Source organism: Amycolatopsis rubida (genome assembly GCF_900115345.1).
Taxonomy (GTDB): domain Bacteria; phylum Actinomycetota; class Actinomycetes; order Mycobacteriales; family Pseudonocardiaceae; genus Amycolatopsis; species Amycolatopsis rubida.
In genome coordinates, this window is sequence record NZ_FOWC01000028.1 from 23,298 (window position 1) to 46,479 (window position 23,182).

21 protein-coding genes are annotated in these 23,182 nt (G+C 71.2%); 9 read left to right on the forward strand and 12 right to left on the reverse strand.

Going from position 1 to position 23,182, the window contains the following annotated elements:
* Positions 1 to 126 precede the first annotated feature (126 nt).
* Genes BM362_RS45025 through BM362_RS45040 form a run of 4 tightly spaced genes read left to right on the forward strand, consistent with a single transcriptional unit; the run spans position 127 to position 3,066 of the window.
* Positions 127 to 894 carry an alpha/beta hydrolase gene (locus BM362_RS45025; RefSeq protein ID WP_067595159.1) on the forward strand — a complete coding sequence of 256 codons (768 nt, stop codon included), beginning with the start codon at positions 127 to 129 and terminating at the stop codon, positions 892 to 894.
* On the forward strand, positions 891 to 1,436 hold the full coding sequence (locus BM362_RS45030; protein ID WP_093577303.1) for a hypothetical protein: 546 nt from the start codon (positions 891 to 893) through the stop codon (positions 1,434 to 1,436). The genes BM362_RS45025 and BM362_RS45030 overlap by 4 nt, the downstream gene beginning before the upstream one ends.
* A gap of 10 nt (positions 1,437 to 1,446) precedes the next feature.
* Entirely contained in the window at positions 1,447 to 2,586 is a 1,140-nt protein-coding gene (locus BM362_RS45035; RefSeq protein ID WP_067595205.1) for a glutamate--cysteine ligase, read from the forward strand.
* Between the two features lie 24 nt (positions 2,587 to 2,610).
* A complete protein-coding gene (locus BM362_RS45040; protein WP_093577304.1) occupies positions 2,611 to 3,066 on the forward strand; it encodes a YdeI/OmpD-associated family protein in 456 nt (151 codons plus the stop codon).
* Here BM362_RS45040 and BM362_RS45045 read toward each other — a convergent pair.
* Entirely contained in the window at positions 3,063 to 3,629 is a 567-nt protein-coding gene (locus BM362_RS45045) for a TetR/AcrR family transcriptional regulator (RefSeq protein ID WP_067595165.1), read from the reverse strand. The two genes, BM362_RS45040 and BM362_RS45045, sit on opposite strands and share 4 nt — an antisense overlap.
* Positions 3,630 to 3,736: 107 nt before the next feature.
* Here BM362_RS45045 and BM362_RS45050 point away from each other — a divergent pair, with 107 nt between their 5' ends.
* Positions 3,737 to 4,525, forward strand: a complete 789-nt coding sequence (locus BM362_RS45050; protein WP_093577305.1) for an oxidoreductase — start codon at positions 3,737 to 3,739, stop codon at positions 4,523 to 4,525.
* A gap of 397 nt (positions 4,526 to 4,922) precedes the next feature.
* Here BM362_RS45050 and BM362_RS45055 read toward each other — a convergent pair whose 3' ends face one another.
* The 7 genes from BM362_RS45055 to BM362_RS45085 form a co-directional block, all read right to left on the reverse strand.
* Positions 4,923 to 5,792: an NUDIX domain-containing protein gene (locus tag BM362_RS45055; RefSeq protein ID WP_093577306.1), complete on the reverse strand. Its 870-nt coding sequence runs from the start codon at positions 5,790 to 5,792 to the stop codon at positions 4,923 to 4,925.
* A gap of 61 nt (positions 5,793 to 5,853) precedes the next feature.
* Positions 5,854 to 6,780, reverse strand: a complete 927-nt coding sequence (locus tag BM362_RS45060) for an ROK family protein (RefSeq protein WP_093577322.1) — start codon at positions 6,778 to 6,780, stop codon at positions 5,854 to 5,856.
* Between the two features lie 15 nt (positions 6,781 to 6,795).
* Positions 6,796 to 7,275, reverse strand: coding sequence for a hypothetical protein (locus BM362_RS45065; protein ID WP_093577307.1), 480 nt, complete (start codon positions 7,273 to 7,275; stop codon positions 6,796 to 6,798).
* Complete coding sequence (locus BM362_RS45070) at positions 7,272 to 8,429, reverse strand: ArsA family ATPase (protein ID WP_093577308.1); 1,158 nt, start codon at positions 8,427 to 8,429, stop codon at positions 7,272 to 7,274. The genes BM362_RS45065 and BM362_RS45070 overlap by 4 nt, the downstream gene beginning before the upstream one ends.
* Positions 8,430 to 8,867: an SRPBCC family protein gene (locus tag BM362_RS45075; RefSeq protein WP_067595182.1), complete on the reverse strand. Its 438-nt coding sequence runs from the start codon at positions 8,865 to 8,867 to the stop codon at positions 8,430 to 8,432. It abuts the gene before it with no gap.
* Positions 8,868 to 8,894: 27 nt separating this feature from the next.
* On the reverse strand, positions 8,895 to 9,689 hold the full coding sequence (locus BM362_RS45080; RefSeq protein WP_037809840.1) for a metallophosphoesterase family protein: 795 nt from the start codon (positions 9,687 to 9,689) through the stop codon (positions 8,895 to 8,897).
* A gap of 9 nt (positions 9,690 to 9,698) precedes the next feature.
* Positions 9,699 to 10,109 (reverse strand): polyketide cyclase / dehydrase and lipid transport, encoded by a 411-nt coding sequence (locus BM362_RS45085; RefSeq protein ID WP_067595185.1) that lies wholly within the window; start codon positions 10,107 to 10,109, stop codon positions 9,699 to 9,701.
* A 112-nt stretch (positions 10,110 to 10,221) separates the two neighbouring features.
* Between BM362_RS45085 and BM362_RS45090 the strand changes: the two genes are divergently transcribed.
* A complete protein-coding gene (locus BM362_RS45090) occupies positions 10,222 to 12,018 on the forward strand; it encodes an AMP-dependent synthetase/ligase (protein ID WP_067595188.1) in 1,797 nt (598 codons plus the stop codon).
* A 55-nt stretch (positions 12,019 to 12,073) separates the two neighbouring features.
* Here the strand turns inward: BM362_RS45090 and BM362_RS45095 are convergent, their stop codons facing one another.
* The 4 genes from BM362_RS45095 to BM362_RS45110 all read right to left on the reverse strand — a co-directional run bounded on the left by BM362_RS45095 (position 12,074) and on the right by BM362_RS45110 (position 20,255).
* Positions 12,074 to 17,194 carry an RHS repeat-associated core domain-containing protein gene (locus BM362_RS45095; RefSeq protein WP_143132651.1) on the reverse strand — a complete coding sequence of 1,707 codons (5,121 nt, stop codon included), beginning with the start codon at positions 17,192 to 17,194 and terminating at the stop codon, positions 12,074 to 12,076.
* A gap of 104 nt (positions 17,195 to 17,298) precedes the next feature.
* On the reverse strand, positions 17,299 to 17,736 hold the full coding sequence (locus tag BM362_RS45100; RefSeq protein ID WP_093577310.1) for a YbjQ family protein: 438 nt from the start codon (positions 17,734 to 17,736) through the stop codon (positions 17,299 to 17,301).
* A 27-nt stretch (positions 17,737 to 17,763) separates the two neighbouring features.
* Complete coding sequence (locus tag BM362_RS45105; protein WP_093577311.1) at positions 17,764 to 18,858, reverse strand: FAD-dependent monooxygenase; 1,095 nt, start codon at positions 18,856 to 18,858, stop codon at positions 17,764 to 17,766.
* A 158-nt stretch (positions 18,859 to 19,016) separates the two neighbouring features.
* Complete coding sequence (locus BM362_RS45110; protein WP_093577312.1) at positions 19,017 to 20,255, reverse strand: aspartate aminotransferase type Ic; 1,239 nt, start codon at positions 20,253 to 20,255, stop codon at positions 19,017 to 19,019.
* A gap of 72 nt (positions 20,256 to 20,327) precedes the next feature.
* Here BM362_RS45110 and BM362_RS45115 point away from each other — a divergent pair, with 72 nt between their 5' ends.
* The 3 genes from BM362_RS45115 to BM362_RS45125 all read left to right on the forward strand — a co-directional run bounded on the left by BM362_RS45115 (position 20,328) and on the right by BM362_RS45125 (position 23,035).
* On the forward strand, positions 20,328 to 20,810 hold the full coding sequence (locus BM362_RS45115) for a hypothetical protein (RefSeq protein WP_067593621.1): 483 nt from the start codon (positions 20,328 to 20,330) through the stop codon (positions 20,808 to 20,810).
* A gap of 44 nt (positions 20,811 to 20,854) precedes the next feature.
* Positions 20,855 to 22,000 (forward strand): GDSL-type esterase/lipase family protein, encoded by a 1,146-nt coding sequence (locus BM362_RS45120; protein ID WP_093577313.1) that lies wholly within the window; start codon positions 20,855 to 20,857, stop codon positions 21,998 to 22,000.
* Positions 22,001 to 22,093: 93 nt separating this feature from the next.
* The gene (locus BM362_RS45125; protein WP_067593615.1) at positions 22,094 to 23,035 is read left to right on the forward strand and encodes a methylenetetrahydrofolate reductase; all 942 of its coding nucleotides are present in this window, start codon (positions 22,094 to 22,096) and stop codon (positions 23,033 to 23,035) included.
* Positions 23,036 to 23,182: the final 147 nt, after the last annotated feature.

The window sequence follows — 23,182 nt, forward strand, 5'->3', positions numbered from 1 at the left end:
CGGCGGCAGCGACCGATCTCACAGCGGGACCGGAAGGGCCCCCGCTTCCGGAGTAGGCCCCACAACCCGGCTTCGGCGTGAGAGCATGGGGAGACTCCACCGCTTCGATTCGGAAGGGCGTTCGTGATGGGCGTGCTCGCCGGCGCGGAACCGTTCTCCCACCCGGGTTCCTCCGGGGCCGGCTTCCTGCTCTGCCACGGATTCACCGCGACGCCCGACGGCATGCGCGCCTGGGGCGGGCACCTGGCCGCCGAGGGCTTCGCGGTGCGCTGCCCGCTGCTGCCCGGCCACGGCACGCACTGGCGCGAGGCGAACCGGACGACCTGGCAGGACTGGTACGCCACAGTCCGCGAGGCGCTGCTGGCGCTGCGCGCGGACTGCGACCAGGTGTTCGTCGGCGGGATGTCGATGGGCGGCACGCTCGCCCTCCGCCTCGCCGAGGAGTTCGGCGCGGACATCTCCGGCATCGTGCTGGTCAACCCGTCGGTCACGCGGCTCGGCCTGGACGCCAAGGTGCTGCCGCTGCTGTCGCGGGTGGTCCCCTCGATCCGCGCGATCGGCAACGACATCGCGAAGCCCGGCGAGGTCGAACTGGCCTATCCGCGCACCCCGGTGCGGGCCGCGGCGAGCCTCGCCCGGCTGTGGAAGATCGTGCGGGCCGACCTGCCGAAGGTGACGCAGCCGGTGCTGCTGCTGCACTCGCGGGTCGACCACGTCGTCGAACCCGAGAATTCGCAGATCGTCCTGGACGGCATCTCGAGCACGAAGGTGACCGAGGTGGTGCTGGAGAACAGCTTCCACGTCGCGACGCAGGACCACGACGCGGAACTGATCTTCAGCCGCAGTGTCGACTTCGCCCGGCAGCTGCGGGCGGGACAGGTGGGTGCCGGATGAACCGGGGGAAAGGCGCGGACGGACCCGAGGACGTCGACGCCACGTTCGCCGAGATCGTGGCCGACCTCCGGGCCGAGGGCGTGGGCGTGTTCCTGGACGAGGACCCGTTCTCCGGCTCCTCGTCAGCCGGACCCGAGGCGTCCCCCGGAACCGAACCCGAAGCGGGCGAGGCCAAGCCGAAACCCGCCGCGGACCCGCCTGCCCCGGCCGCTCCCCCGCCGCCGTCGCCGGAGGGCTGGCGCACCGGCGGCACCGACTGGGACACCACGATGTTCTCCGGCGACCCGGCCGAGGACGACGAGCACTACGTGCCCCCGGAGCCGCCGCCGCTGCCGCGCTGGCGCAAGGGCGCGTTCATCGTGCTGCTGTTCTTCGTCGTCGGGCTCCTGCTGCTGATCGTGCCGAACCTGATCGGGGTCGGCCCCGCGCTCGCCACGCCGCTCGGCATCCTCTCGCTCGCCACCGGCATCGCGCTGCTCCTGCTGCGCGTGCGCCAGGGCCCGCCGCCGGGCGCGGACCCCAGCAACGGCGCCCAGGTCTGACCGGGCGGGCATGCGGATCGATTTCCGGGCGTCCCGGCGTTCCACCGTCGGCGCGGAATGGGAACTCGCGCTGGTGGACCGGCGCAGCGGCGAACTGCGGTCGGTCGCGGAGGAACTGCTCGCCGCGGTCCGCCCGGACGGAGCCGCCGAGCATCCCCGGATCAAACAGGAACTGCTGCTCAACACGATCGAGGTGGTCAGCGGCGTCTGCCGCACGGTCGGCGAGGTGAAACACGACCTCGCCGAGGCGCTCGACGAGGTGCACCGGGTCGCCGACCCGCTGGGCGTCGAGCTGTTTTCCGCGGGCTCGCATCCGTTTTCCTCGTGGTACCGGCAGAAGGTGACCGACCAGGAGCGCTACGCCAAGCTGATCGACCGCACCCAGTGGTGGGGCAGGCAGATGCTGATCTACGGCGTGCACGTCCACGTCGGGCTCGACCACCGGGACAAGGTGCTGCCGGTGCTCGACGGGCTGCTGCGCTACGCGCCGCATCTGCAGGCGCTGTCCGCGTCGTCGCCGTACTGGTCCGGCGAAGACACCGGATACGCCTCGAACCGGGCGCTGATGTTCCAGCAGCTGCCGACCGCCGGGCTGCCGTTCCAGTTCCGCGAATGGACGGAGCTGGAAGGCTACGTCGAGGACATGTTCACCACCGGCGTGATCGACCATTTTTCGGAGATCCGCTGGGACATCCGCCCGGCCCCGCATTTCGGCACCGTCGAGATGCGCGTGTGCGACGGGCTGCCGACGCTGCAGGAGGTCGGCGCGATCTCGGCGCTCACCCAGTGCCTGGTGGACGACTTCAGCGCCCGGCTCGACAAGGGCGAAACTCTGCCGGTGCTGCCGCCGTGGCACGTGCAGGAGAACAAGTGGCGCGCCGCCCGCTACGGCCTCGACGCGATCGTCATCCTGGACGCCGCCGGTCGCGAACGCCTCGTCACCGAAGACCTCGCCGAGCTGCTGGACCGGCTGGAACCGGTCGCCAAGCGGCTGGACTGCGTCCGCGAGCTGCGCGATGTCGAGAACATTCTCCGGGTCGGCGCGAGCTATCAGCGGCAGCGGGCGGTCGCGAAGCAGTACAACGGATCATTGAAGGCCGTGGTCGCCGCGCTGGTCACCGAGATGCGCGACGGCGTCCCGCACGCTTAGCTGCGTTGGGTCTAGGAGGCAGCGATGTCGCATACGTTCAGCACGCTGGTCGAGCTCAACGGCAAGACCGCCACCGGTTTCCGGGTCCCGGCCGAGGTCGTCGAGGCGCTCGGGCAGGGGCGGCGGCCGAAGGTGCGGGTGACCGTCGGCCCGCACACCTACCGCAGCACGGTCGCGGTCTACTCCGGCGAGTTCATGCTGCCGCTCAGCGCGGCGAACCGGGCGGCGGCCGGGGTCGCCGCCGGGGACACGGTCGAGGTCGCGCTCGAAGCCGACCTCGCCGAGCGGACCGTCGAGATGCCGGACGATCTGGGTTCGGCGCTGGCGGAACGGACCGGCGCGCGGGCCGCGTTCGACAAGCTTTCCTTTACCGCCCAACGGGAACGGACTGAAGCCGTCACCTCGGCCAAACGCGCCGAGACCCGGGAGCGGCGGATCGCGAAGATCGTCGCCGAACTCGCCGGGGACGGGCTCCCCTAGCCCATCGTCACGCCGGGTTTGCCGAACCCGCCGAGCACGGTGTCGACGACGCGGGTGGCCAGCGCGTCCGGGTCGTCGGAGCCCTGGTCCTGCGCTGCTTCGTGGATGAGCGCGCAGTACACGCGACGCGCCCAGACCAGGTCGACGCCGGGTCGCAGCGCGCCGCTTTCCTCCAGCCGCCGGAAGAAGACGTCGCATTGGGCGAGCACGTCCGGGGTCAGGACGCCTTCTTCCGCCGGGTGCGCGTTCATCGCGAATCCCCACCGGAGCTTGACGCTCAGCACCTTCGCGGTCACTTGGTAGAGCGCGACCAGCGGCGGCGTGACGTCGGGCCGGACGCTGGCGAGCGCGTTGTGGAACTGCTGCGTCGCCCACAGAGTCATGGCGTCGACCAGCGCCTCCCGGCTGGCGAACCGGCGGTGCACAGTCGTCCGCGAGACGCCGGCAGCCTCGGCGATCTGCTCCATCGTCGCCGCCGGGTTGTCGCTGAGCACCCGTTCGGCCGCCTCGAGGATCGCCTGGGCCGTCCGTTCCGAGTCCGCGCGCAGGGCCCGTTTCTCCATGGTGCCCAGTTTACGTCATGGTTGCCACTCGGTTCATAGTTGCTACGTCGGTGTTGCAACTGCTAGCTTAGCTGCATCGCCTTTGACACGACTTTGGGGGTTTTGCGATGGACCTGCAGCTGGCTGACAAGACCGCGGTAGTCACCGGAGCGAGCCGGGGAATCGGCCTGGCCACGGTGTCCGCGCTGATCGGCGAAGGGATGCGCGTGGTGGCCGCGGCCCGGACGATCACCCCGGAACTGAAGGAAACCGGCGCGGTGCCGATCGCGGTGGACCTCTCCACGCCCGACGGCCCCGGGCGGGTGATCGACCAAGCCGTCGCGGAGTTCGGCGGGGTGGACGTCCTGGTGAACAACGTCGGCGGCGGCGACAGCGCCCGCGGGCAGGCCGGTGGCTTCCTGTCGCTCGCGGATCGGCAGTGGACGGACTTGCTGGAGCTGAATTTCCTCGCCGCGGTCCGGGCTTCTCGTGCCGCATTGCCGCATCTGGTCGAACGCCGGGGCGCGATCGTCACAGTGTCCTCGAATGGCGCGCGGATGCCGCATTCGGGCCCGATCGCTTACACCACCGCGAAAGCCGCGCTGACCGCGTTCGGTAAGGCATTGGCGGAGGAGTTCGGGCCGCAGGGAGTCCGGGTCAACACGGTCTCGCCCGGACCGGTGCGCACCGCGCTGTGGGAAGGCCCGGACAGCTACGGTGCCGAGCTGGCTTCGTCGATGGGGTTGACGCACGAGGATTTGCTGGCCGCGCTGCCTGCCGGTGCGGGAATGCTGACTGGACGGCTGATCGAACCGGGTGAGGTGGCAACGTTGATCGCGTACCTGGCGTCGCCGCTGGCTGCGAGCATCACCGGGACGGACCACCTCGTGGACGCAGGTTCGGTGAAGACCGTGTGACGGCTGCCGGGGAGCGCTGATGCGTCGCTGACCTGATCGCGAGGGTCACGGCCGACCGCCAGCACGACAACGCGATCGGCTGGAAACGCTGCCGAGCGGCGAAGCGATGGCGACTGCGCGGCGGTTGCTGCCGAGTTCCCGCAACCGAGTTCCCGGGCCGAGCGCGCAACTCGCGCGCAACCGTCGCCGCCAGGACACGTTCCGCCCGGAACACCGCCGCCTGACCGCGGAGCAGTCATGCCCGCGCGGCGCTCAACGGCCCAGCTCCCGCAGCACGGTCCCCGGCCCGAGCACCCGCGCACCGAGATCCCCGACCACCCCACGCCCGGCCATCCCCCGCTACGGAGGTGATCCCCCGAAAACCACCGGACAACAGCCGAGACCGCGCCACACCCGCTCAACCGCCCAGCTCCCGCAGCAGAGTCCCCGGCCCGAGCACCCGCGCGCCGAGATCCCCGACCCGGCCACGCAACTCGCGGTCAGCCGTCACCACCACGACGTGGTCGTCCGGGCGTCGGCGGGCGGCGGCGGTCACCTCGACGATCTTCGAATCGCCGTCCGTCTCCGCCGCGACGACCTCGACGCCGGGAATCGGTTCCACTCCCCTGGCCTTGCCCTCGACGACCAGCACCACCCGGGGCCACCAGGACCACGCCGGGCCCGCGCCGATGCCCGTCGCGTCGTCGCTCAGGCCGCGTTCGCCCACCTCGGTCAGCTGGTCGCGCAGGCGTTCCGCGGCGCCGTGGCGGTCGCGCCACCAGCCGTCGGGGCGGGAGCCCATCACGTTCGCCGCGTCGACCACCAGCACGAGTTCGCGGCCCAGCTGCTCGCGCAAGACCGGCCAGGCGGCGGCGAAATCGCGGTGGAGGTCCAGTGCGGCCACCTCGTCCGGCGGGACCCAGCGCATCTCGGCGCTTTCCTCGTTCGCGACCCGGGCCTGCAGCGCGCTGTCGGCCAGACCGAGGACGGTCGTGTACTGCCATTCGCCGTGGTCCAGCACGGACGCGGACATCGCGCGGAAGGCGGACGCGGGAATGGCGGCTTCTTCCCGCGCCTCCCGGGCAGCGGCCTCGTGCACGGTCTCGCCGGCTTCGATCGCGCCGCCGGGCAAGGCCCACGTGCCGCCGTTGTGCACCCACGACGCGCGCTGCTGCAACAGCACGCCGCGGCTGGGATCGCACAACAACAAGCCGGCCGCGCCGAACGCGCCCCAGTGCTGCCTGCCGCAAGAACACCGCACGAAGCGGTTGGCGGTCATCGGCGTCACCCGGCCCAGCCTTCCACAGAACCTCGCGAGTGTTAATCCCGGTTGGAACCGTGATCAGCACTCACAACGTGTCCATCGCCAGGGCTGCCGCCCCGACGATCGCCGTGTCGTCCCCGAGATGCGCCGTGCGGATCCGCGCCAGCGGACGGTGCCGCGCGCCGGTGATCGCACCGGCGTAGTGCTCCCGGGCCTCGTCCAGGAACAGCGGCGCGGACTCCGACACTCCGCCGCCGATCACGATGATCTCCGGGTCGAAGACGTCCGCCACCAGCGCCAGTCCCTCGCCCAGCCATTTCGCCAGTTCCGCCATGGCGCGCAAGGCGATCGGGTCGCCGTCGCGGGCCGCGCGGGCCACCCGGCGGCCGGTGACCGAACCGGGGTCGCCGGCGATTTCCCTGGACAGCACGGTGGACCGGCCGGGGTACCGGGCGAGCAGCTCGACGGCGGTCGCGGCCAGTGCGGTGCCGCTGCAGTAGCGCTCCCAGCAGCCGTACTTGCCGCACGGGCACGCGCGGCCGTCGCGCACCACCGTGAGGTGGCCGAGTTCCGGCGCGACCCCGTGGGCTCCTCGGTAAATCTCGCCGTCCAGCAGCAAACCCGCGCCGATTCCGGTGCCCAGCGCGACCAGCGCGGCCACCCCCGCACCGCGCGCGGCGCCGAAGCGGTGTTCGGCGACGACCGCCGAATTGACGTCGTGCTCCAGCGTCACCGAGAGGCCGACGCGCTTCGCGATCCGGTCCGCCACCGGGGCGTCGCGCCAGGCGAGATGCGGCGCGAACATCACCGAGCGGCGGTCGCGGGTCACGAAACCGGCCACGGCAAGGCCGACCGCGGCGACGTCGTGCCGGTTGCGCAGGGTCTCGACGACCCCGGCGATGGCGTCTTCGAGCGCGTTCTCCTCGCTCGGCGTCCCGACGCGCGCCGTGTCGAGCAGCGAACCGCGCTCGTCCACGACGCCGGCGCGCACGCTGGTGCCGCCGACGTCCACCCCTACGGTCAGCAATCAGTTCTCCCGCTCCGGCTGCCAGTCCGCGCGCTTGCGGACGACGATGTGCTGGATCCGCGACGACGGCTCCGTCGAGGACGCTGCCGCGGTCGCGGGCGGGTGCGCGGCGGGCCGGAACCCGGGCATGTGCACGCCCTCCTCCGGCTCCCACCGGTCCGCGAGCACCGCCCGCAGCAGCGCGACGAGCTGGGCGGCCTGTTCGAGAACCTTGGCCACGAACTCCGGCCGCTCGCCGCGCACGACGGCGACGATCGCACACAGCGGGCACCACCCGCATCCCGAAGTGCTGTCCTCCACACCGGACGCGCCCGGCGCGCCCGCGTCCTCCGGAGAACCGTGCCCGGCGGCCATGACGCCTTCCAGCCACGGCGCGGCTCGTTCGATCACCATCTCGACCAGCAGCCGGATCTCCTCGGCCAGCTTCAGGCTGTCGGAAAACGACCCCGCCTCGTGGTCGTCGCTGTGTTCTTCGCTCATCCGGATTCCCGGTTCCCGGCCAGGCTGACCACCAGGCCGTCGGCGTCGGATTCCGCGCCGGTGATCCGGCACGGGCGCAGCGTCTCGGGCAGGGCGACCAGGCGGCGGAACCCGTCCACGGTGATCGCCAGGTCGTCGCCGACGCGGGCCAGCTCGACCGCCGAATCCCGGTTCAGCGGGAGCGCGACCCGCAGCCGGAAGCCGTCCTCGCCGTCGGCCACCGACAGCAGCGGCGTGACCGGTTTTCCGTTGCCGGACAACGGATCCCGGCTGCCGTACAGTTCGCGGGCCAGTTCCGTGAGCGCGTCGGCGCCCACGGGTTCGCTCGCCCGGTGCTCGACGCGGGCCAGCTCGCCGGGGCCGAAGCCGGCCTCGGCCAGTTCCGCCAGCACCGCGTCCTGCTGGTCCCGCCGGGTGCGCAGCCACTTCGCCGCCGAACCGCGCCAGAATCCGGGCGCGGGCATGAGCCGGTTGGCGATCAGGCCGTCGACCGCGATGCCGCGCAGCGCCAGCGAAGTCAGCGTGCGCCGCGCCTCGGCGACCACCACTCGTTCCGGCGTCAGCACCAGCCGCACGGTCGTCACCCGCGGGTCGGTGAGCAGTTCGCGCAGCGCGTCGAGGTGCGCGCCGAGCTGACGCACCGAAGCCGCGACGCGCCGGTTGCCGAACACCCGGCCCAAATAGCCCGACACGGCTTCCGGCAGCGAAAACAAGCGCAGCGTTTCAGCGGTCGGACCGCAGTCGACCACCACGGTGTCCCACGGCCCCTGCGAGGCCAGCCGCCGCACCTCGCTCAGCGCGAGCAGTTCGTCGACGCCGGGCAGCACGGTCAGTTCTTCCGCGTCCAGCACGTCCAGACCGGCTCCGGCCAGGACTTTCCGCAGTTCGGCGCGCAGTTCGTGCCAGGTGCGGTCGGCCAACGCCCGCGAGTCGACCTGCGCCGCCCAGAGACCAGCCGGCGTGCCGTCGCGGCGGATGTCCACTTCGGAGGGTTCGGCGCCGAGCGAAGTGCCGAACGCGTCGCCGAGCGAATGCGCCGGGTCGGTGGACACGACGAGCGTCTTCCTGCCGCGGCCGGCGAGCGCGGCAGCGGTGGCCGCGGCGAGCGTCGTCTTCCCGACACCCCCCTTGCCGGTGAACAGCAGGATGCGCATCTAGCCCTCGGCCCTGCGCTTGAGCTCCTTGAGCGCGGTGTCCATGACCATCTTCTCCGCCTTGCGCCGCAGCAGCCCGATCATCGGCAGCGCCAGCTCCACCGACAGCGTGTAGGTGACGCGAGTGCGTCCGCCGCCGAGCGGTTCGAGCGCGTACCGGCCGTTCTGCGCCTTCTGCATCTGGCCCTTGACCAGGTGCCAGCTGACGCCGAGGCCGGAATCGTCCCAGTCGTATTCGAGCGTGTACACGTCCTTGATCGGCCCGGCGTCGAGGGTGAGCTTCACCTGTTTCGCCCGGCCCGCGTCGTCGGCCGCGAGCACCTCGGTCTCGCGGACCGCCTTGGCCCACTCCGGGTACGCGGGGAAATCGGAGATCACCGACATGACCCGCGCGGGCTCGGCGTCGACCTCGATGGACTGCGTGGACTGCTCGGCCATGGGACGAAGCGTAGCCGGACAGCACAGTCACCAGCGCAGCACGTAGGGCTGCCCGGTCTCCTTGAAGTGACCCACGTTACGGCACTCGGTGTGCCCGACCCGGCGCCGCACGGCCAGCGGCTGGTGCACGTGCCCGAACACCGACCAGCGCGGACGCTGCCGCCGGATCAGGTCCAGCAGCGCCTTCGACCCGAGTTCGGCGCGGCGCGCGACCACGTCGTAGGTCAGTTCGGGCACCGCGGGCGGAATGTGCGTGCACAGCACGTCGACCTCGTCCAGCAGCGAAACCGCCGCGTCGAACTCCTCGCGCGCCCGCAGATACGGCCGCCACGCCGCGCCCTTGCGCGGACGCGGGAGCACGCCGTCCGGCAGCACCGCGCCGCCGGCGAAGCCGAACCGCAGGCCGCCGATGCTGACGACCTCGCCGTCGACCAGGTGCACGCCCTCGCCGGCGAACTCCGGCCATGCCGAAGGCGCGTCGACATTGCCGGGGATCGCGTACGTCGGCGCGGTCATCGAAGCGAACAACGTGGAGTACTGCTCCCGGACCGCTTCGTCGACCGCGGCGGCCGGGTCGTCCAGGGTGGCCCACAGCGTGCGCGAATAGGCGACCGTCTCGTCCCTGGTGCCTTCGCGGCGCAGGCGGGCGAATTCGCCGACCTTCTCCGCGCCGAACAGCACGCCCATGATGCCTTTGTCGTGGTCGTGGTAGTCGACGAAGTCGAGCAGGTCGCCGAGCACGACCAGCGCGTCCGCCCCGTCCCCCGCCCGCTTCAGCGCGTCGGCGTTGCCGTGCACGTCCGAAACGACGTGAACCCGCACAAGAGCCTCCTACTCGACGGGCCGGGGCGGAATCCCCGGCTCGCGCCCGTCCTCGAGGATCTCCTTCAGTCCCAGCGCCACGTCCTTCGCCGCGCGCGCCCGCCGGTCGAATTCGCGGCGCAGTTCGCGCGGGCTCAGCTCGCGCGCGACGCCGCCGGGACCGGCAGGCGTGGCCCGGAGGAAGTAGTGCAGCACCGTGCCGTCGAGAACAGGTTCCAGCCAGACCTCCATGGTACCGATCAAGGCGCCCGTGACGGTCCAGCGCAGGCCCTTGTCCCCCCGGTCGGTGTAGACCTCCAGCTCCAGGTCGGGCCAGTAGCGCCGCCACGAGCGCGGGTCGGCGAACGCCGCCGCGACGGTGGCCGGGGGCACGACGAGGAAGGTCTCGTCGACAAGATCGAGAGCGGGCGGTTCGTGCACCCGGACACGATGTCACGACCTCGCCGCGCGCCCCGTGCCAGCATGGTCTTAAGGTCTACGGCACGCTAAGTTGACTGGCGGGTAACCGCACGCGTCGAACACGGAGGTCCACGTGCGCGAATACAGCGCCCCCGCCGGGAAGCCGGTGACCGACGACGAGAACCTGGCCGATGTCGTCTGGGCGAACGCGGAGCGGTTCTCCGACGTGGTCAGTTTCCGGAGGCAGGTCGAGGGCACCTGGCTGGACGTCACCGCGAAGGACTTCGCCGACCAGGTCGCGGCCGTGGCCAAGGGCCTGATCGCGGCGGGCGTCGGGCACGGCGACCGGGTCGCGCTGATGTCGAAGACCCGCTACGAGTGGACCCTGGTCGACTTCGCGATCTGGGCCGCGGGCGCGGTCACGGTGCCGATCTACGAGACCTCGTCGCCCGAACAGGTGTACTGGATCCTTTCCGATTCGGCGGCCAAGGCCGTCGTCGTGGAGACCGGCGCGCACCGGAAAGCGGTCGAGGAGATCAGCGGGCGGCTCAGCACGCTGGAGCACACCTGGCAGATCGAGGGCGATTCCCCCGCGGTCGACGAGCTGACCGCGCTGGGCGCCGAGGTCTCCGACGAGGACCTGCACACCCGCCGCCGCGGCGTGACCGCGAACGAGACGGCCACCATCGTCTACACCTCGGGCACCACCGGGCGGCCCAAGGGCGTCGAGCTGACCCACCGGAACCTGCTCGCCGAGATCCGCGCGGACATCGAGGCCTTCCCGGAGCTGATGGAGCAGGGCAACTCGCTGCTGTGCTTCCTGCCGCTCGCGCACATCCTCGCCCGCGCGATCGCCGTCACCGCGCTCACCGCCCGGGTCACCCTCGGCCACACGCCGGACGTGAAGAACCTGGTCCCGGACCTCGGCACCTTCCGGCCGACGTTCGTGGTCGCCGTGCCGCGCGTGTTCGAGAAGGTCTACAACACCGCCAAGCAGAAGGCGCACGCCGACGGCAAGGGCAAGATCTTCGACGCCGCCGAGGCCACCGCGGTCGCCTACAGCGAGGCGCGGGAAAAGGGCGGCGCCGGGCTCGGCCTGCGCGCGAAGCACCTGGTGTTCGACAAGCTGGTCTACGGCAAGCTCCGCGCAGCTTTGGGCGGCCGCTGCATCGCCGCCGTGTCCGGCGGGGCCCCGCTGGGCGCGCGGCTGGCGCACTTCTTCCGCGGCATCGGCGTGCCGGTGTTCGAGGGTTACGGCCTCACCGAAACGTCCGCCGCGGCGAACGTGAACACCAGCGCGGCGTTCCGGGTCGGCACCGTCGGGCGTCCGGTCGCGGGCACCTCGGTGCGCATCGCCGAGGACGGCGAGGTCCTGTTGAAGGGCGACGTCGTGTTCGGCCGGTACTACAACAACCCGGAGGCGAGCGCGGAAGCCCTCACCGACGGCTGGTTCCACACCGGCGACCTCGGCGAACTGGACGCGGAAGGCTTCCTCAAGATCACCGGCCGCAAGAAGGAGATCATCGTGACGGCGGGCGGCAAGAACGTCGCCCCGTCCGGACTAGAGGACACCATCAAGGCCGCGCCGCTGGTGAGCCAGGTGATGGTGGTCGGCGACCAGCGGCCGTTCATCGCCGCGCTGGTGACGATCGACGAGGAGTACTTCCCGGCCTGGAAGTCCCAGCACGGCAAGCCGGAGGCGGCGACGGTGTCCGAACTGGCCGAGGACGCGGACCTGCGCGCGGAGATCCAGGCGGCGGTCGACGAGGCGAACAAGCAGGTGTCGCACGCGGAGTCGATCAAGAAGTTCACCGTGCTGGCGAACGACTTCACCGAGGCGGGCGGCGAGATCACGCCGAGCCTGAAGCTGAAGCGCAATGTGGTGAACAAGAACTACGCGTCCGACATCGAGGCGCTCTACCGGAAGTGATCCGGACGAGAAAGCGGGCCCGCGCCATTCTCCGGCGCGGGCCCGTTTTCGTTCGTCAGAGCGGGATCGGCTCCGCGAGCTTCGGGTTGGTGAAGTACTCCAGCATGAGGTTTTCGCGGATCTGGTCCGCTTTCCCCTGATACCGGGGTTCCTTCAGCATTTCGTCGATTTCTTTCAGCATGGCCTGGTTGCGTTCCCGAACCTCTTTGTTCGGCATGTGGTTGATCTCGTCGACCATGTTCTCGTAGGTCTCGCCCGGTTTCGGCTTCGTGCCCGGCTTGAGCGTGTAGTTGTCGCGAAGACCGTCGTTGACCAGGTTCTCGTTCTTGAGCACGTTGTGGTATTCCAGCAGGGAACCGTTGGTGTTGTTCTTCGTGTACCCGCCGTGCTGGTTCTGCTGGGCGTGCCCCAGTTCGTGCGCGATCTCGTTGTCGCTCTTGCGCGGATCCATGCAGATCGCGTTGTCGCGCGGGTTGTACCCGGCGCCGCCCTGCTGGTCGACGAGATCGCTGGCTTTCGCCTCCCTGCCGAATTCGGTGGGCTTGCCGTCCGGGCCGATGATGTCGGACCGTTTCTGCCCGAGCATTTCGCCGAGCGTCTTGTCGTTGTCGCCCGGCCGGAGATTGTGCTTGAGGTAGTCCGGCAGCTCCGACACCTTCGTGCTCGCGGTGAATGTGGGGTCGTCCGGGATGCGCAGCACCGGCGGCCGGTCCTTGAGCGGCACCTTTTCCAGGGTCTGGTCGATCTTCGTGTCGATCCGCTGTTTTTCGGCCTTGGCCTCGTCTCCGGTCTTCATCTTGTACGGCGGCGGGGTTTCCTTGGGCGGTTCGGCGGGGGGCCGCGCCGGCCGTTTCGCGAGCGGCTTCGGCGGCGGCTTCGCACCGCCGGGCGGCGGAGGCGGCGCGGCAGGCGCTTTTCCGGGAGGGGGCGGCGGAGGCGGGGGTGCGCCCGGCGCCTTGCCCGGCGGAGGAGGCGGCGGCGGTGGAGGGGCCGACGACGCCGTGGTCGTCTCCGGAGCCGGCTCCCGGGGCGTCGGGCTCGGCTCGCGCGGCGGCGGGGTGGGTTCGCGCGGCGGCGGGGTGGGTTCGCGCGGCGGAGCCGAGGACGGGTTGGTGTCCTGCACGTGCCCGGCGTTGTTCCCGCCGCCCGGAGTCTCGTTCGGGCGCGCTTCGTCGTCCGGGCCGGATTTCTGCCGCCCCAGGCAGTTGCCGAGCCCCAGCGGGTCCGCGCCGGCGAGCGGGTTGGGCACGTAGGCGGCCGGGTTCGGGGCCGGGGCCAGGCCCAGCGGGTCCTGGCTCAGGTAGCGGCCGGTGCCGGGGTCGTAGTAGCGGAAAACGTTGTAGTGCAAGCCGGTTTCGTCGTCCGCGTACTGGCCGGGGAACCGCAACGGCGTGCCGCCGGGGCGGGTGCGGCCCCACAGCGAGCCCGACGCGCGCCAGGCGACGGTGCCGTAGGCGTCCACCAAACCCACCGGGGTGCCGACCGGATCGGTGACGAACGAGAAGAACCGGGCGCTCGTGCCCAGCAGTTCGGTCTGCGTCACCGGGCGCACGGTGCCGGGCAGGTGGTCCCACGTCAGCGTGAGCGGGGCGGCACCGGCCAGCCGGTGTTCCTGTTCGACCAGCAGCTGGCCGCTCCAGGAGAACAGGGTTTCCTCGGCGGGGGCGTCCGCGCCGGGCAGCCAGCGTTGTTTGGCGATGCGGCGGCCCAGCGGGTCGTAGCGGTAGCGCCATTCCACGCCGTCCGGGGTTTCCACGGCCAGCAACCGGTCCTGCGCGTCCCAGCGGTAGGTCCAGGTTCGGGAGTTCTCGTGGCGGGCGACGAGCCTGCCCTGATCATCGTGGACGTACCGCACCGCGCCGGCCGCGGTGAGCCGGTTTCCGGTGTAGCCGCGGGAACCGGAGTCCGGTTCGGCGAACGGCAGCCGCGCGTGCCGGATGTTGCCGGACGGGTCGTATCGGTAGGTCTCCTGGCCCTCTCGCCGGGTCACTGTGGTGACGCGGCCAGCGGCGTCGAGCTGGTAGCGCGTGCTGCCGGACAGCGAGTCGTCCACGCCGGCCAGGTGGCCGTCGGGGCGGTAGCGGTACTCGCGCCGCTGCCGGATCTGGTTGCCAGCAGCCAAAGTCTGCCCGACCAGCTGATGTTCCGCGTCGAAAGCCTGTGCCAGCACGACGCTTCCGCCCAGCACGCGCTCGACCTCGTGGCCCGCTTCGTCGTGACGGAAGACCACCTCGTGCCCGGCGGTCGACAGCGCGACCGCCTTCCCCGCGTCGTCGAAGCTCCACTCGCTGACCGAGCCGGACGGAGTGGTGCGGCGGATGCCGGAAGCCTCGTGCGCATACGAAACCGTGCGGCCGTCGACCGATTCCCGGACCACGCGGCCGTCCTCGTCGCGCTCGATCTCCAGCACGCAGGAACCTTCGGTGGCGCGCGAGAGGAAGCCGACGGGGTCGTACTCGTAGCGGACGGTCCCGGCTTCCGAGCGACGCTCGATCACGTTGCCGAGCGCGTCGTAGCTGTACCCGGTGACCGCGCCCAGCCCGTCGACCGACCGCACGAGCTGGCCCGCCGCGTCGTAGGCGAACTGCCGCTCGCGGCCGTCGAAGTCGGTTTCCGCGACGAGCCTGCCGTCAGCGTCGTAGGTGTAGTTCCAGGTCAGGCCTGCCGGATCGGTGATCCGGACGAGCTGAAGCTCGGTGTCGTACTCGTAGGAGGTGCGGGCGCCAGTGGCGTCGGTCTTCGCGACCGGCAGGTCGAAGGGGCCGTATTCGAATCGCGCGTCGGCACGTTCCACGAGGTTTCCCTCGGCGTCGTAACGCCATTCCTCGCGCCGCCCGGACGGGCCGGTCCGGCTGGCCTGGCTCCCGTCGACCGTCCAGCCGAAGCGGGTTCCGCCGGCCACCACGCGCGGGCGGCCGAACTGGTCGCGTTCCACCGGATCGGGCTCGGCGCGTGCCGGTTCTCCCCCGGTCAGCTGACGGTCCTGGGCGAATTCGGCCGCGGCGATCCCGGCCTGCGCGGTGAACAGATCCGGCGCGGTACCGGGCGGATAGACCCGCCGCCAGGAGCGTTCGGCACTCTCGACGGTGACGGTCAGCGTGCCGTCCGGCGCGGAGCTGACCTGCGCGCGGCTGCCGTCCGGGCGGACGACCGCGGTGAGCAAACCCTCGGCGGTGTACTCGAAACCGGTGGTGCGCCCGAGCGGATCGGTGCGCGACAGCAGCCGGTCGTAACGGTCCCACGTGGACACTGTGGCCGCGCCGAGCGGGCTGACGTCCTTGATCGGCTGCGAGGCCTCGTTGAAGTGGAATTCCGTGACGTGGCCCAATGCGTTGGTGTAGCGGGTGATCCGCTGCTCGCGGTCGTAGGCGAACTCGCCGTCGTACACGCCCCGGTCGCCGACCGTGCGGACACAGCGGCCGTCGGCGTCGTAGATGTAGCGGTACCAGCTGCCGTTGCGGTCCTGCCAGCCGGTGATCCGGCCGTCGGCGTCGTAGTCGTAGTGCGTTGCCAGGCCGGAGGAATTGAAGACCCGGACCAGCCTGCCGAGCCTGTCGTAGCCGAAGGTGCGGACCAGCACCGGTTCCTGTCCGTCGCCGAGCACCCGGATCGCGGTGACGCGGCCCGCCTCGGCCTCCAGCGCGACGCGGTATCCCGCGGAATGCCGGATGAGCCGGGGAGCGCCGCGGTCGTCGTACTCGAAGTCCATCCGGTCGCCCGCGGCGCCGGTCGCCGTACGCAGCGGGAAGACGCCGCCTCGGCCAGGGGCGAAGCGCAATTCCGTGCCGGTGACCGGATCGGCGAGCAGGTATCCGTCGTCGGTCGCGGTCAGCGGACGGCGCGGGCCTTCCAGCGGCAGCACCGGCTCTCCGGCCGCGGCCCGCGGGTACACCAGGATCCGGCCGTCCGCCGCGTAGAACCGGACAGCGCCGCGGCCGGCTTCGAGCCGCTGGTCCACCGTCGACGTCCAGCTCGGGCCGAACCAGCGGCCGGACCGGTAGGACGAGACGTGCAGCCGTTCGAGCACGAGCGGGCTCGGCAGTTCGAGGTCGACGTCCGCGATCAGGACGGAGCCGCGCACGACGTCGACCGGGTCTCCGGCGGTCTTGCACTCGTCCTTGCCGCCCCGGGTGTCCCCCGCTTTCGGGTCGTCCTTCGGCGGTGTCTTGCCGGTCTCGCCCTGGTTGCCGCTCCGGTCCGACGGGGCAGGCTCCTCGCCCCTCGGCTGCTCGGAGTGGCTGCCCGGCGGTTTGGTCTCGTCCTTCGGCGGCGGGGAATGGTCGCCCTGAGGTTTGACCTCGTCCTTCGGCGGCCCGGAGTGGTCGCCGGAGGCAGTCGTCGAATCGCCGCCCTTCTCGTTCTCCGGCTGGGGTTTCGGCTTCGTCTCGATGTTCTTCGGCGCGCCCGGCGGCTTGGCTTTGCCGCCTTTGATGCCTTTCAGCGCCTTCGCGGCGTCCTCGAACAGGACACCCGCCTTCTTCAGCAGCGGCATCAACGCCTTGAGCGCGGAGACCAGCTGCTTGGTGATCCGGGCCAGCTCCGCGGCGGTCTTGGCGACGGCGGCGGTCACCTGCGGCAGCACCCACGCCATCCCGATGCCGGCGGTGAACAGCACCTGCAGCGCCCAGCTGATCAGGTGCCCGACGAGCTGCGCGATGATGTCGCGCACCAGCATCCGGACGGCCGCGACGACCTCGCCCGCGGTTTTCACCCCGGACGCCGCCCCCTCGGTGCCCTTCTGCGCCGCGCCGAGCAGGTTCGCGACGTCCTCGGTGCGCTCGCGGTAGGCGTCGGCGGCTTCGCCGGTCCAGCTCTGCAGGTCCTTCTCCACGCAGGAGGTCAGGTCCTTGCCGATGCTTTCCAGCTCTTTGGCGACGTTCTGCCAGGTCTCGGCCTGCGCCTTGATCTCGTCGGCCTTGCCGGTGAGCGCCTCCAGCGCCTCCTTCAGCGGCCCGACGTGCTCGATCAGCCAGCCGACGCCCGCAGCCAGGATCGACCCGAACGGGTCCATCGCGGTCGACAGCACGTCCAGCGCGACCCCGACCGCCCCCATCGCGATCGAAGCCCAGTCGCCGGATTCGATGCCGGACTTCACCATCTCGCCCGATTCGAGCAGCGTGATGCCCGAATACGCCTTGGTCGAGTCCTTCGTCTCCGCGATCAACGGGTTGCTCACCCGGTTCACGCTATCCGGGGCGGAGCACACCCCTCCCGGCCCCGCCCGCTAGGTGCCCGTGCATCCACCCGGCGGCCGGACGCACGGGCAAGCCGCTCGCGGGCTCAGGCCTGCGGCGGCTGAGCCTGGTACTGCTGCTGCGCCTGCGCGTACTGCTGCGGGGCGGCCTGCTGCTGTTGCTGCTGAGTACCGTCCGGGACCACGTACACCGCGGTGCCGTACGCGGCGATCTCGCTGGCCGTGCCCGCGATCTCGTTGCAGTCGAAGCGCAGCGCGAGCACGGCGTTGGCCCCGTGCTGCATGGCCTCCTGGCACAGCCGGAAGAGGGCTTCCTGGCGCGAGTCCGACAGCAGCTTGGTGAGGCCCTTGAGCTCGCCGCCTCCCATCGCCTTGAACCCGGACCCGATGTTGGAGAACATGTTGCGGCTGCGGACGGTGAGCCCGAAGACCTCGCCGAACACGCGGACTACGCGGTACCCGGGCAGATCGTTCATGGTCGACAGCAGGATCGGGAACTGCTGAGGTGGCGCGGCTTGAGTCATGCGCGGATCGTATCGCCGGCGAGCCGCTCACGCTGTGATTCGCGCGGTCCAGTCCAGATGATGCCGGTATGCCCAGCCTCGCTCGCCGCCGACGTCCTTGCCCGCGCTGGCCGCCACGAGCTTCTCGACCCGGGCGCGGCGCAACCGGTCGTAGGCCGCGAACGCGGCGGGCGCGTCCGGCAGGTCACGGAGGCACTGGCCGAGCACCACCGCGTCTTCCAGCGCCATCGACGCGCCCTGCCCGGCCGCTGGGGAGGCTGCGTGCGCGGCGTCGCCGGCCAGCACCATCGACGGCGTCGACCACACGCGGGTGGTCGGCAGGTCGTAGGAGTGGCCGCCATGCACGTCGTCGCCGGTCGCGGCCACGATCGCGGCGCACGGCAGCGGGTCGTCCGCGAAGGCGGCGCGGGTGAACTCACGCCAGCCCTCCGGAGTGACGGCGGCGATCTCGGCGCGCGAACGTTCGGTGTCGGGGACGCGGGCGAACCAGTACGTCGTGCCGTCAGGGGCGGTGGTGTAGCCGAACGCGGCGCGGCTGCCGCGGAGCATCCGGTAGCTGCCGGGCGCGGCGGGAAATCCTTCGGCGCGGGTGGAGCCGTAGACCACGGTGAGCCCGGTGAAACGCGGCGGCTCGGCCTGCGGGTCGATGAGCGTGCGGACGACGGAATGCAGGCCGTCCGCGCCGACGAGTACATCGCCGGATGCGGTGGTGCCGTCCTGGAAGGTCGCGGTGACGCCCTCCGTAGCGGAGACGAGGCGTTTGCCGTGGACGATCTCGACGCCGCGGCGTTCCGCTTCCTGTTGCAGCGCACGGTAAAGCGCGGCGCGGGTGAGAGTGCGCGGGCCGTCGAGCTCGCGATCGAACTCGCGCACGCCGAGCGTGGTTCCGTCCGGGCCGACGAGTTCCAGGCCGGTCGAGGCGAAGGACGCTTCGATCACTGGACGGTCGGCGTCGATCGCGCGCAACGCGTTCATGCCGTTGTGCATGACGACGAGGAACGCGCCCGTGTCCGCTCCCCCGCTGGGATGCGCCTCGTACACGACCGGCTCGTGCCCGGCGAGCCGCAGCGCCATCGCCGTCACCGTGCCCGCGACTCCGCCGCCTGCGATCAACACCCGCATCGCGCCCCCTGGAAACGACTGTGCCGCGCCGCGCGCGGGGTTTGCGGTTCGTGAGGGGAACCCTGAGGGAATCTGATTCACTCAGGGTCGCCCTCACGAACGTGACGATACGGTCGGCGGGCCGAGCCGGCGCGGTGAGGTTTCCGGCACCGGCGAGATCAGGCGCGCTGCGCGACCGCGAGCCGCACGCAGACGGCGAGGGCGCGGACGGCCTCCTCCACCTCGGCCAGCTCCGGGAAGGTCGGCGCGATGCGGATGACCGCGTCGGCCGGGTCGTCGCCGTGCGGGTGGGTGGCCCCGGCCGGGGTCAGCGCGACGCCCGCCTCCTTCGCCAGCCGCACGACCTCCTTCGCGGTGCCCTCGGGCACGGTCAGCGAGACGAAGTACCCGCCGGTCGGCTTGGTCCAGGTCGCCAGGTCGCTCAGCTCCTCGGCGAGGATGCGCTCGACAGCGGCGAACTTCGGCGCGATCAGTTCGGCGTGCTGGCGCATGAGCGCGCGGACGCCGTCGGCGTCCTTGAGGAACAGCGCGTGGCGCAGCTGGTTGACCTTGTCCGGGCCGATGGTGCGCTTGCTCAGCACGCTCTGCCACCAGGCGAGGTTCGCCTCGGACGCGCCGAAGAACCCGACGCCCGCCCCGGCGAAGGTGATCTTCGAGGTGGAGCCGAACACGAACGCGCGGTCCGGGTTGCCTGCCTCGGCGCAGAGGGCGAGGATGTCGGCCAGCTCCGGCTCGTCCTCGGTGAGGTGGTGCACCGCGTAGGCGTTGTCCCAGATGATCCGGAAGTCCGGCGCGGCGGCGGGCATCGCGGCGAGCCGCCCGGCGACCTCGGCGCCGAAGGTGACGCCGGTCGGGTTGGAGTACTTCGGCACGCACCAGATGCCCTTGACCGCGGCGTCCTCGGCGACCAGCCGCTCCACGACGTCCATGTCCGGGCCGGTTTCGGTCATCGGCACCGGGATCAGCTCGATGCCGAACCGCTCGGCGAGCGCGAAGTGCCGGTCGTAGCCGGGCACCGGGCACAGCATCGCGATCCGGGGCTCGTCGGCCCAGCGGCGCGCGGCGCCCGGCAGCGTGCTGAGCATCGCCTGCGCGATGGTGTCGTGCATCAGCTCCAGGCTCGAGTTGCCCGCCGCGAACAGCTGCTCGACCGGCACCTGCAGCGCGCCGGCGAAGATGCGGCGCAGCTCCGGCAGCCCCTTGAGCCCGCCGTAGTTGCGGGTGTCGGTGCCGTCCTCGGCCTTGTACTGGCCGTTCGGCAGCGTCAGGAGATCCGCGGAGAGGTCGAGCTGCCGGGGCGACGGCTTGCCGCGGGTGATGTCCAGGGACAGTCCGCGCTCGACCAGCGCGGCGTAGTCGCGACGGGCAGTGTCGACATCGACAGGAGCTGTGGTCATACCACCACGCTAAACCGCTCGCGCAAGCCAGTTCGGGTGACCCCCGGCTCTCGTGGGCTAGCGTGGGGGCCCGTGCGGTACCTGGTGCATGCCGAGCAACGGCAGTTTTCCCTGCGGGACAAGGACGCCTGGCGTCCCGGCGACGGCGGGTGGACCGGCGAGGCGGTGTCGGTGCACCGCGTGGCGGTAGAGCCGTCGTCGCTCTCCGTGGCGACCGCTCGCTCCGACTGGGTCGAGGTCGACGTGGCGGTCAGCACGGCGATACCGCCGGTGTCGCCGGACGCGTCCCACGTGGTGGAAGCCGATCTCGACCTCCCCGGCGGCGTGGCGACGCTGGCCGGTCCCGCCGATTACGCGCGCCAGGAACACCGGATCGCGGTCCCGTCCGGGCGGTACCGGGTCCGGGTGTCCTATGTGGAGAGCGGCCCGCCGGACGCGGACTGGCACGACCACGAGTTCGGCGAGCATTTCCGGTACGTGCTGGACCTGTGGCCGTCCGCCGGGGCCGCCCCGGTCGCGGTGCTGCGCGAGGGCCCCGGGGTCTGGGACGGCTGATATCCCGTTGGCGGCGCGCGGCCGCGGACGGCAGACTCGGCGGCATGCAGTGGATCACCACCGAGCTCGGCGAAGAGTTCGTGCTCGGTGCACTTGAGCTCGAACGCACGCCGCAGGGCTTGCTGCCGCACCGGCTGACCGCACGGGCGCGGGCGCAGAACACCGACAGCAGGCTCGCGATGGCGGAAACCCAGCCGTCCGGTGTGCGCCTGGCGTTCCGCACCGAGTCGACGGCGATCGAACTGGACACCCACCGCGCGAAGGTCGGCTACGCGGGCATGCCGCCGCTGCCGGACGGCGTCTACGACCTGGTGCTGAACGGGCGCCCCGGCGGCTCCGCGACCGTTTCCGGCGGCGACGAACTGATCCTCGACATGATGACCGGCGAGGGCGAGACCCGCCCCGGCCCGCCCGGCACGGTCCAGTTCTCCGACCTGCCTTCGGGCAGCAAGGATGTCGAAATCTGGTTGCCGTACAACGAAACCACCCGGCTGGTCGCGTTGCGCACCACTGCGCCGATCTCTCCGCTGCCCCGCGCCCGGCGCGTCTGGCTGCACCACGGCAGCTCGATCAGCCAAGGCACCGGCGCGGCAGGCCCGGCGCGGACGTGGCCCGTGCTGGCCGCCGCTGCCGCCGGGGTCGATCTGGTCAACCTGGGCTTCGGCGGAAGCGCGCTGCTCGACCCGTTCACCGCGCGAGCCCTCCGCGACACTCCCGCCGATCTGATCAGCGTGAAGCTGGGAATCAACGTGGTGAACGCGGACCTGATGCGGCTGCGCGCTTTCGGCCCGGCCGTGCACGGGTTCCTGGACACGATCCGGGAGGGGCGCCCGGATGTCCCGCTGGCGGTGATCTCGCCTTGGCTGTGCCCGATCCACGAGGACACGCCGGGTCCGGGCGCCCCGGATTTCAGCACCGGAACGCTCCGGTTCAAGGCGACCGGCGATCCCGCCGCCGTCGCGGAGGGGAAGCTGACGCTGAAGGTGATCCGGGAGGAACTGGCGCGGGTCGTCCGGGACCGGGAGGATCCGGCGCTGCACTACGTGGACGGCCTTTCGCTGTACGGGGAAGAGGATTTCGCCGCGCACCCGCTGCCGGACTCGCTGCATCCGGACGCGGCGGCGCATCGGTCGGCCGGGGAACGGTTCGCCAAGCAGGTCTTCGGGGACGGCGGTCCGTTCGCGAGCTGAGCCGTCCGACCGCGTCTTCGGACGGCAATCCCGTTCCCGCCGCCGGAACGGCTGCGCGGCGCCCGGACGGCCCCGGCTGCTAACTTCCGCCTCATGGCGGACCACACTCTCCGGACCCAGCTGACCCACCCCGATCGCGGCGTCCTGCTGTTCGGCATCACCCCGCCCCGCCTCAGCAACACTCCCGAGCGGATCCGGGAGATCACCGCCGCCACCCTCGCGCGGCTGAGCGACCTCGACGTCGACGGGCTCGCCCTCTACGACATCGACGACGAGAGCGACCGCAACCCGCGGGAGCGGCCGTTCCCCTACCTGCCGACGCTCGACCCGGCCGGCTACCACGCGGACTATCTCAGCGAGTGGACCCGTCCGGCGGTCATCTACCGGTGCGTCGGCAAGTACCCCGAGGGCGAGCTGCGGGATTGGCTGCGGACCGCCGACACCGACCGGGTGCTGCCGGTGTTCGTCGGGGCTTCCTCGAAGGGCAAGCAGGTGCACACCCGGCTCTCGCAGGCGCAGGCGTTGCGCCGGGAGGTGCGCCCCGACCTGCTGCTCGGCGGCGTCGCCATCACTGAGCGGCCCGACGAGCACCTGCGGCTGATCGCCAAGCAGCAGGCCGGCTGCGCGTACTTCATCTCCCAGGTGATCTACAGCGCCGACGCGGCCAAGAGCATGGTCTCCGACTACTTCTACGCCTGCCGCGAGCAGCAGCTCGAACCCAGGCCGGTCCTGTTCACCCTCTCGGTCTGCGGTTCGGCGAAGACGCTGGCGTTCCTCCAGTGGCTCGGCGTCCACGTCCCGCGCTGGCTGGAGAATTCCCTGCGCCACGCGGACGACACGCTGGCCGAGTCCTACGAGCAGTGCCTGGCGAGCGCCCGCGAACTGGCCGCCTTCTGCCGCAAGCTCGGCATGCCGTTCGGCTTCCTCGTGGAGAGCGTGTCCATCCGCAAGGTCGAGATCGAGGCCTCGGTGGCTCTCGCGCGCGAGGTCGGCGCACTGCTCGGCCGGAGGGCTACAGCGGATCCAGCGCGGTGATCTTCCACTGCCCATCGGTGCGATGCGCGGTCACCGACAACTGCCCGGCAGACGACTGAGGCGCGCCACCGCCGGGCAGAATCATTTGCTGGTCCAGGAAAAGCAGCAGGCTCGCGTCGTCGCCGTGCGGCGAGCGCCCGCGAACTG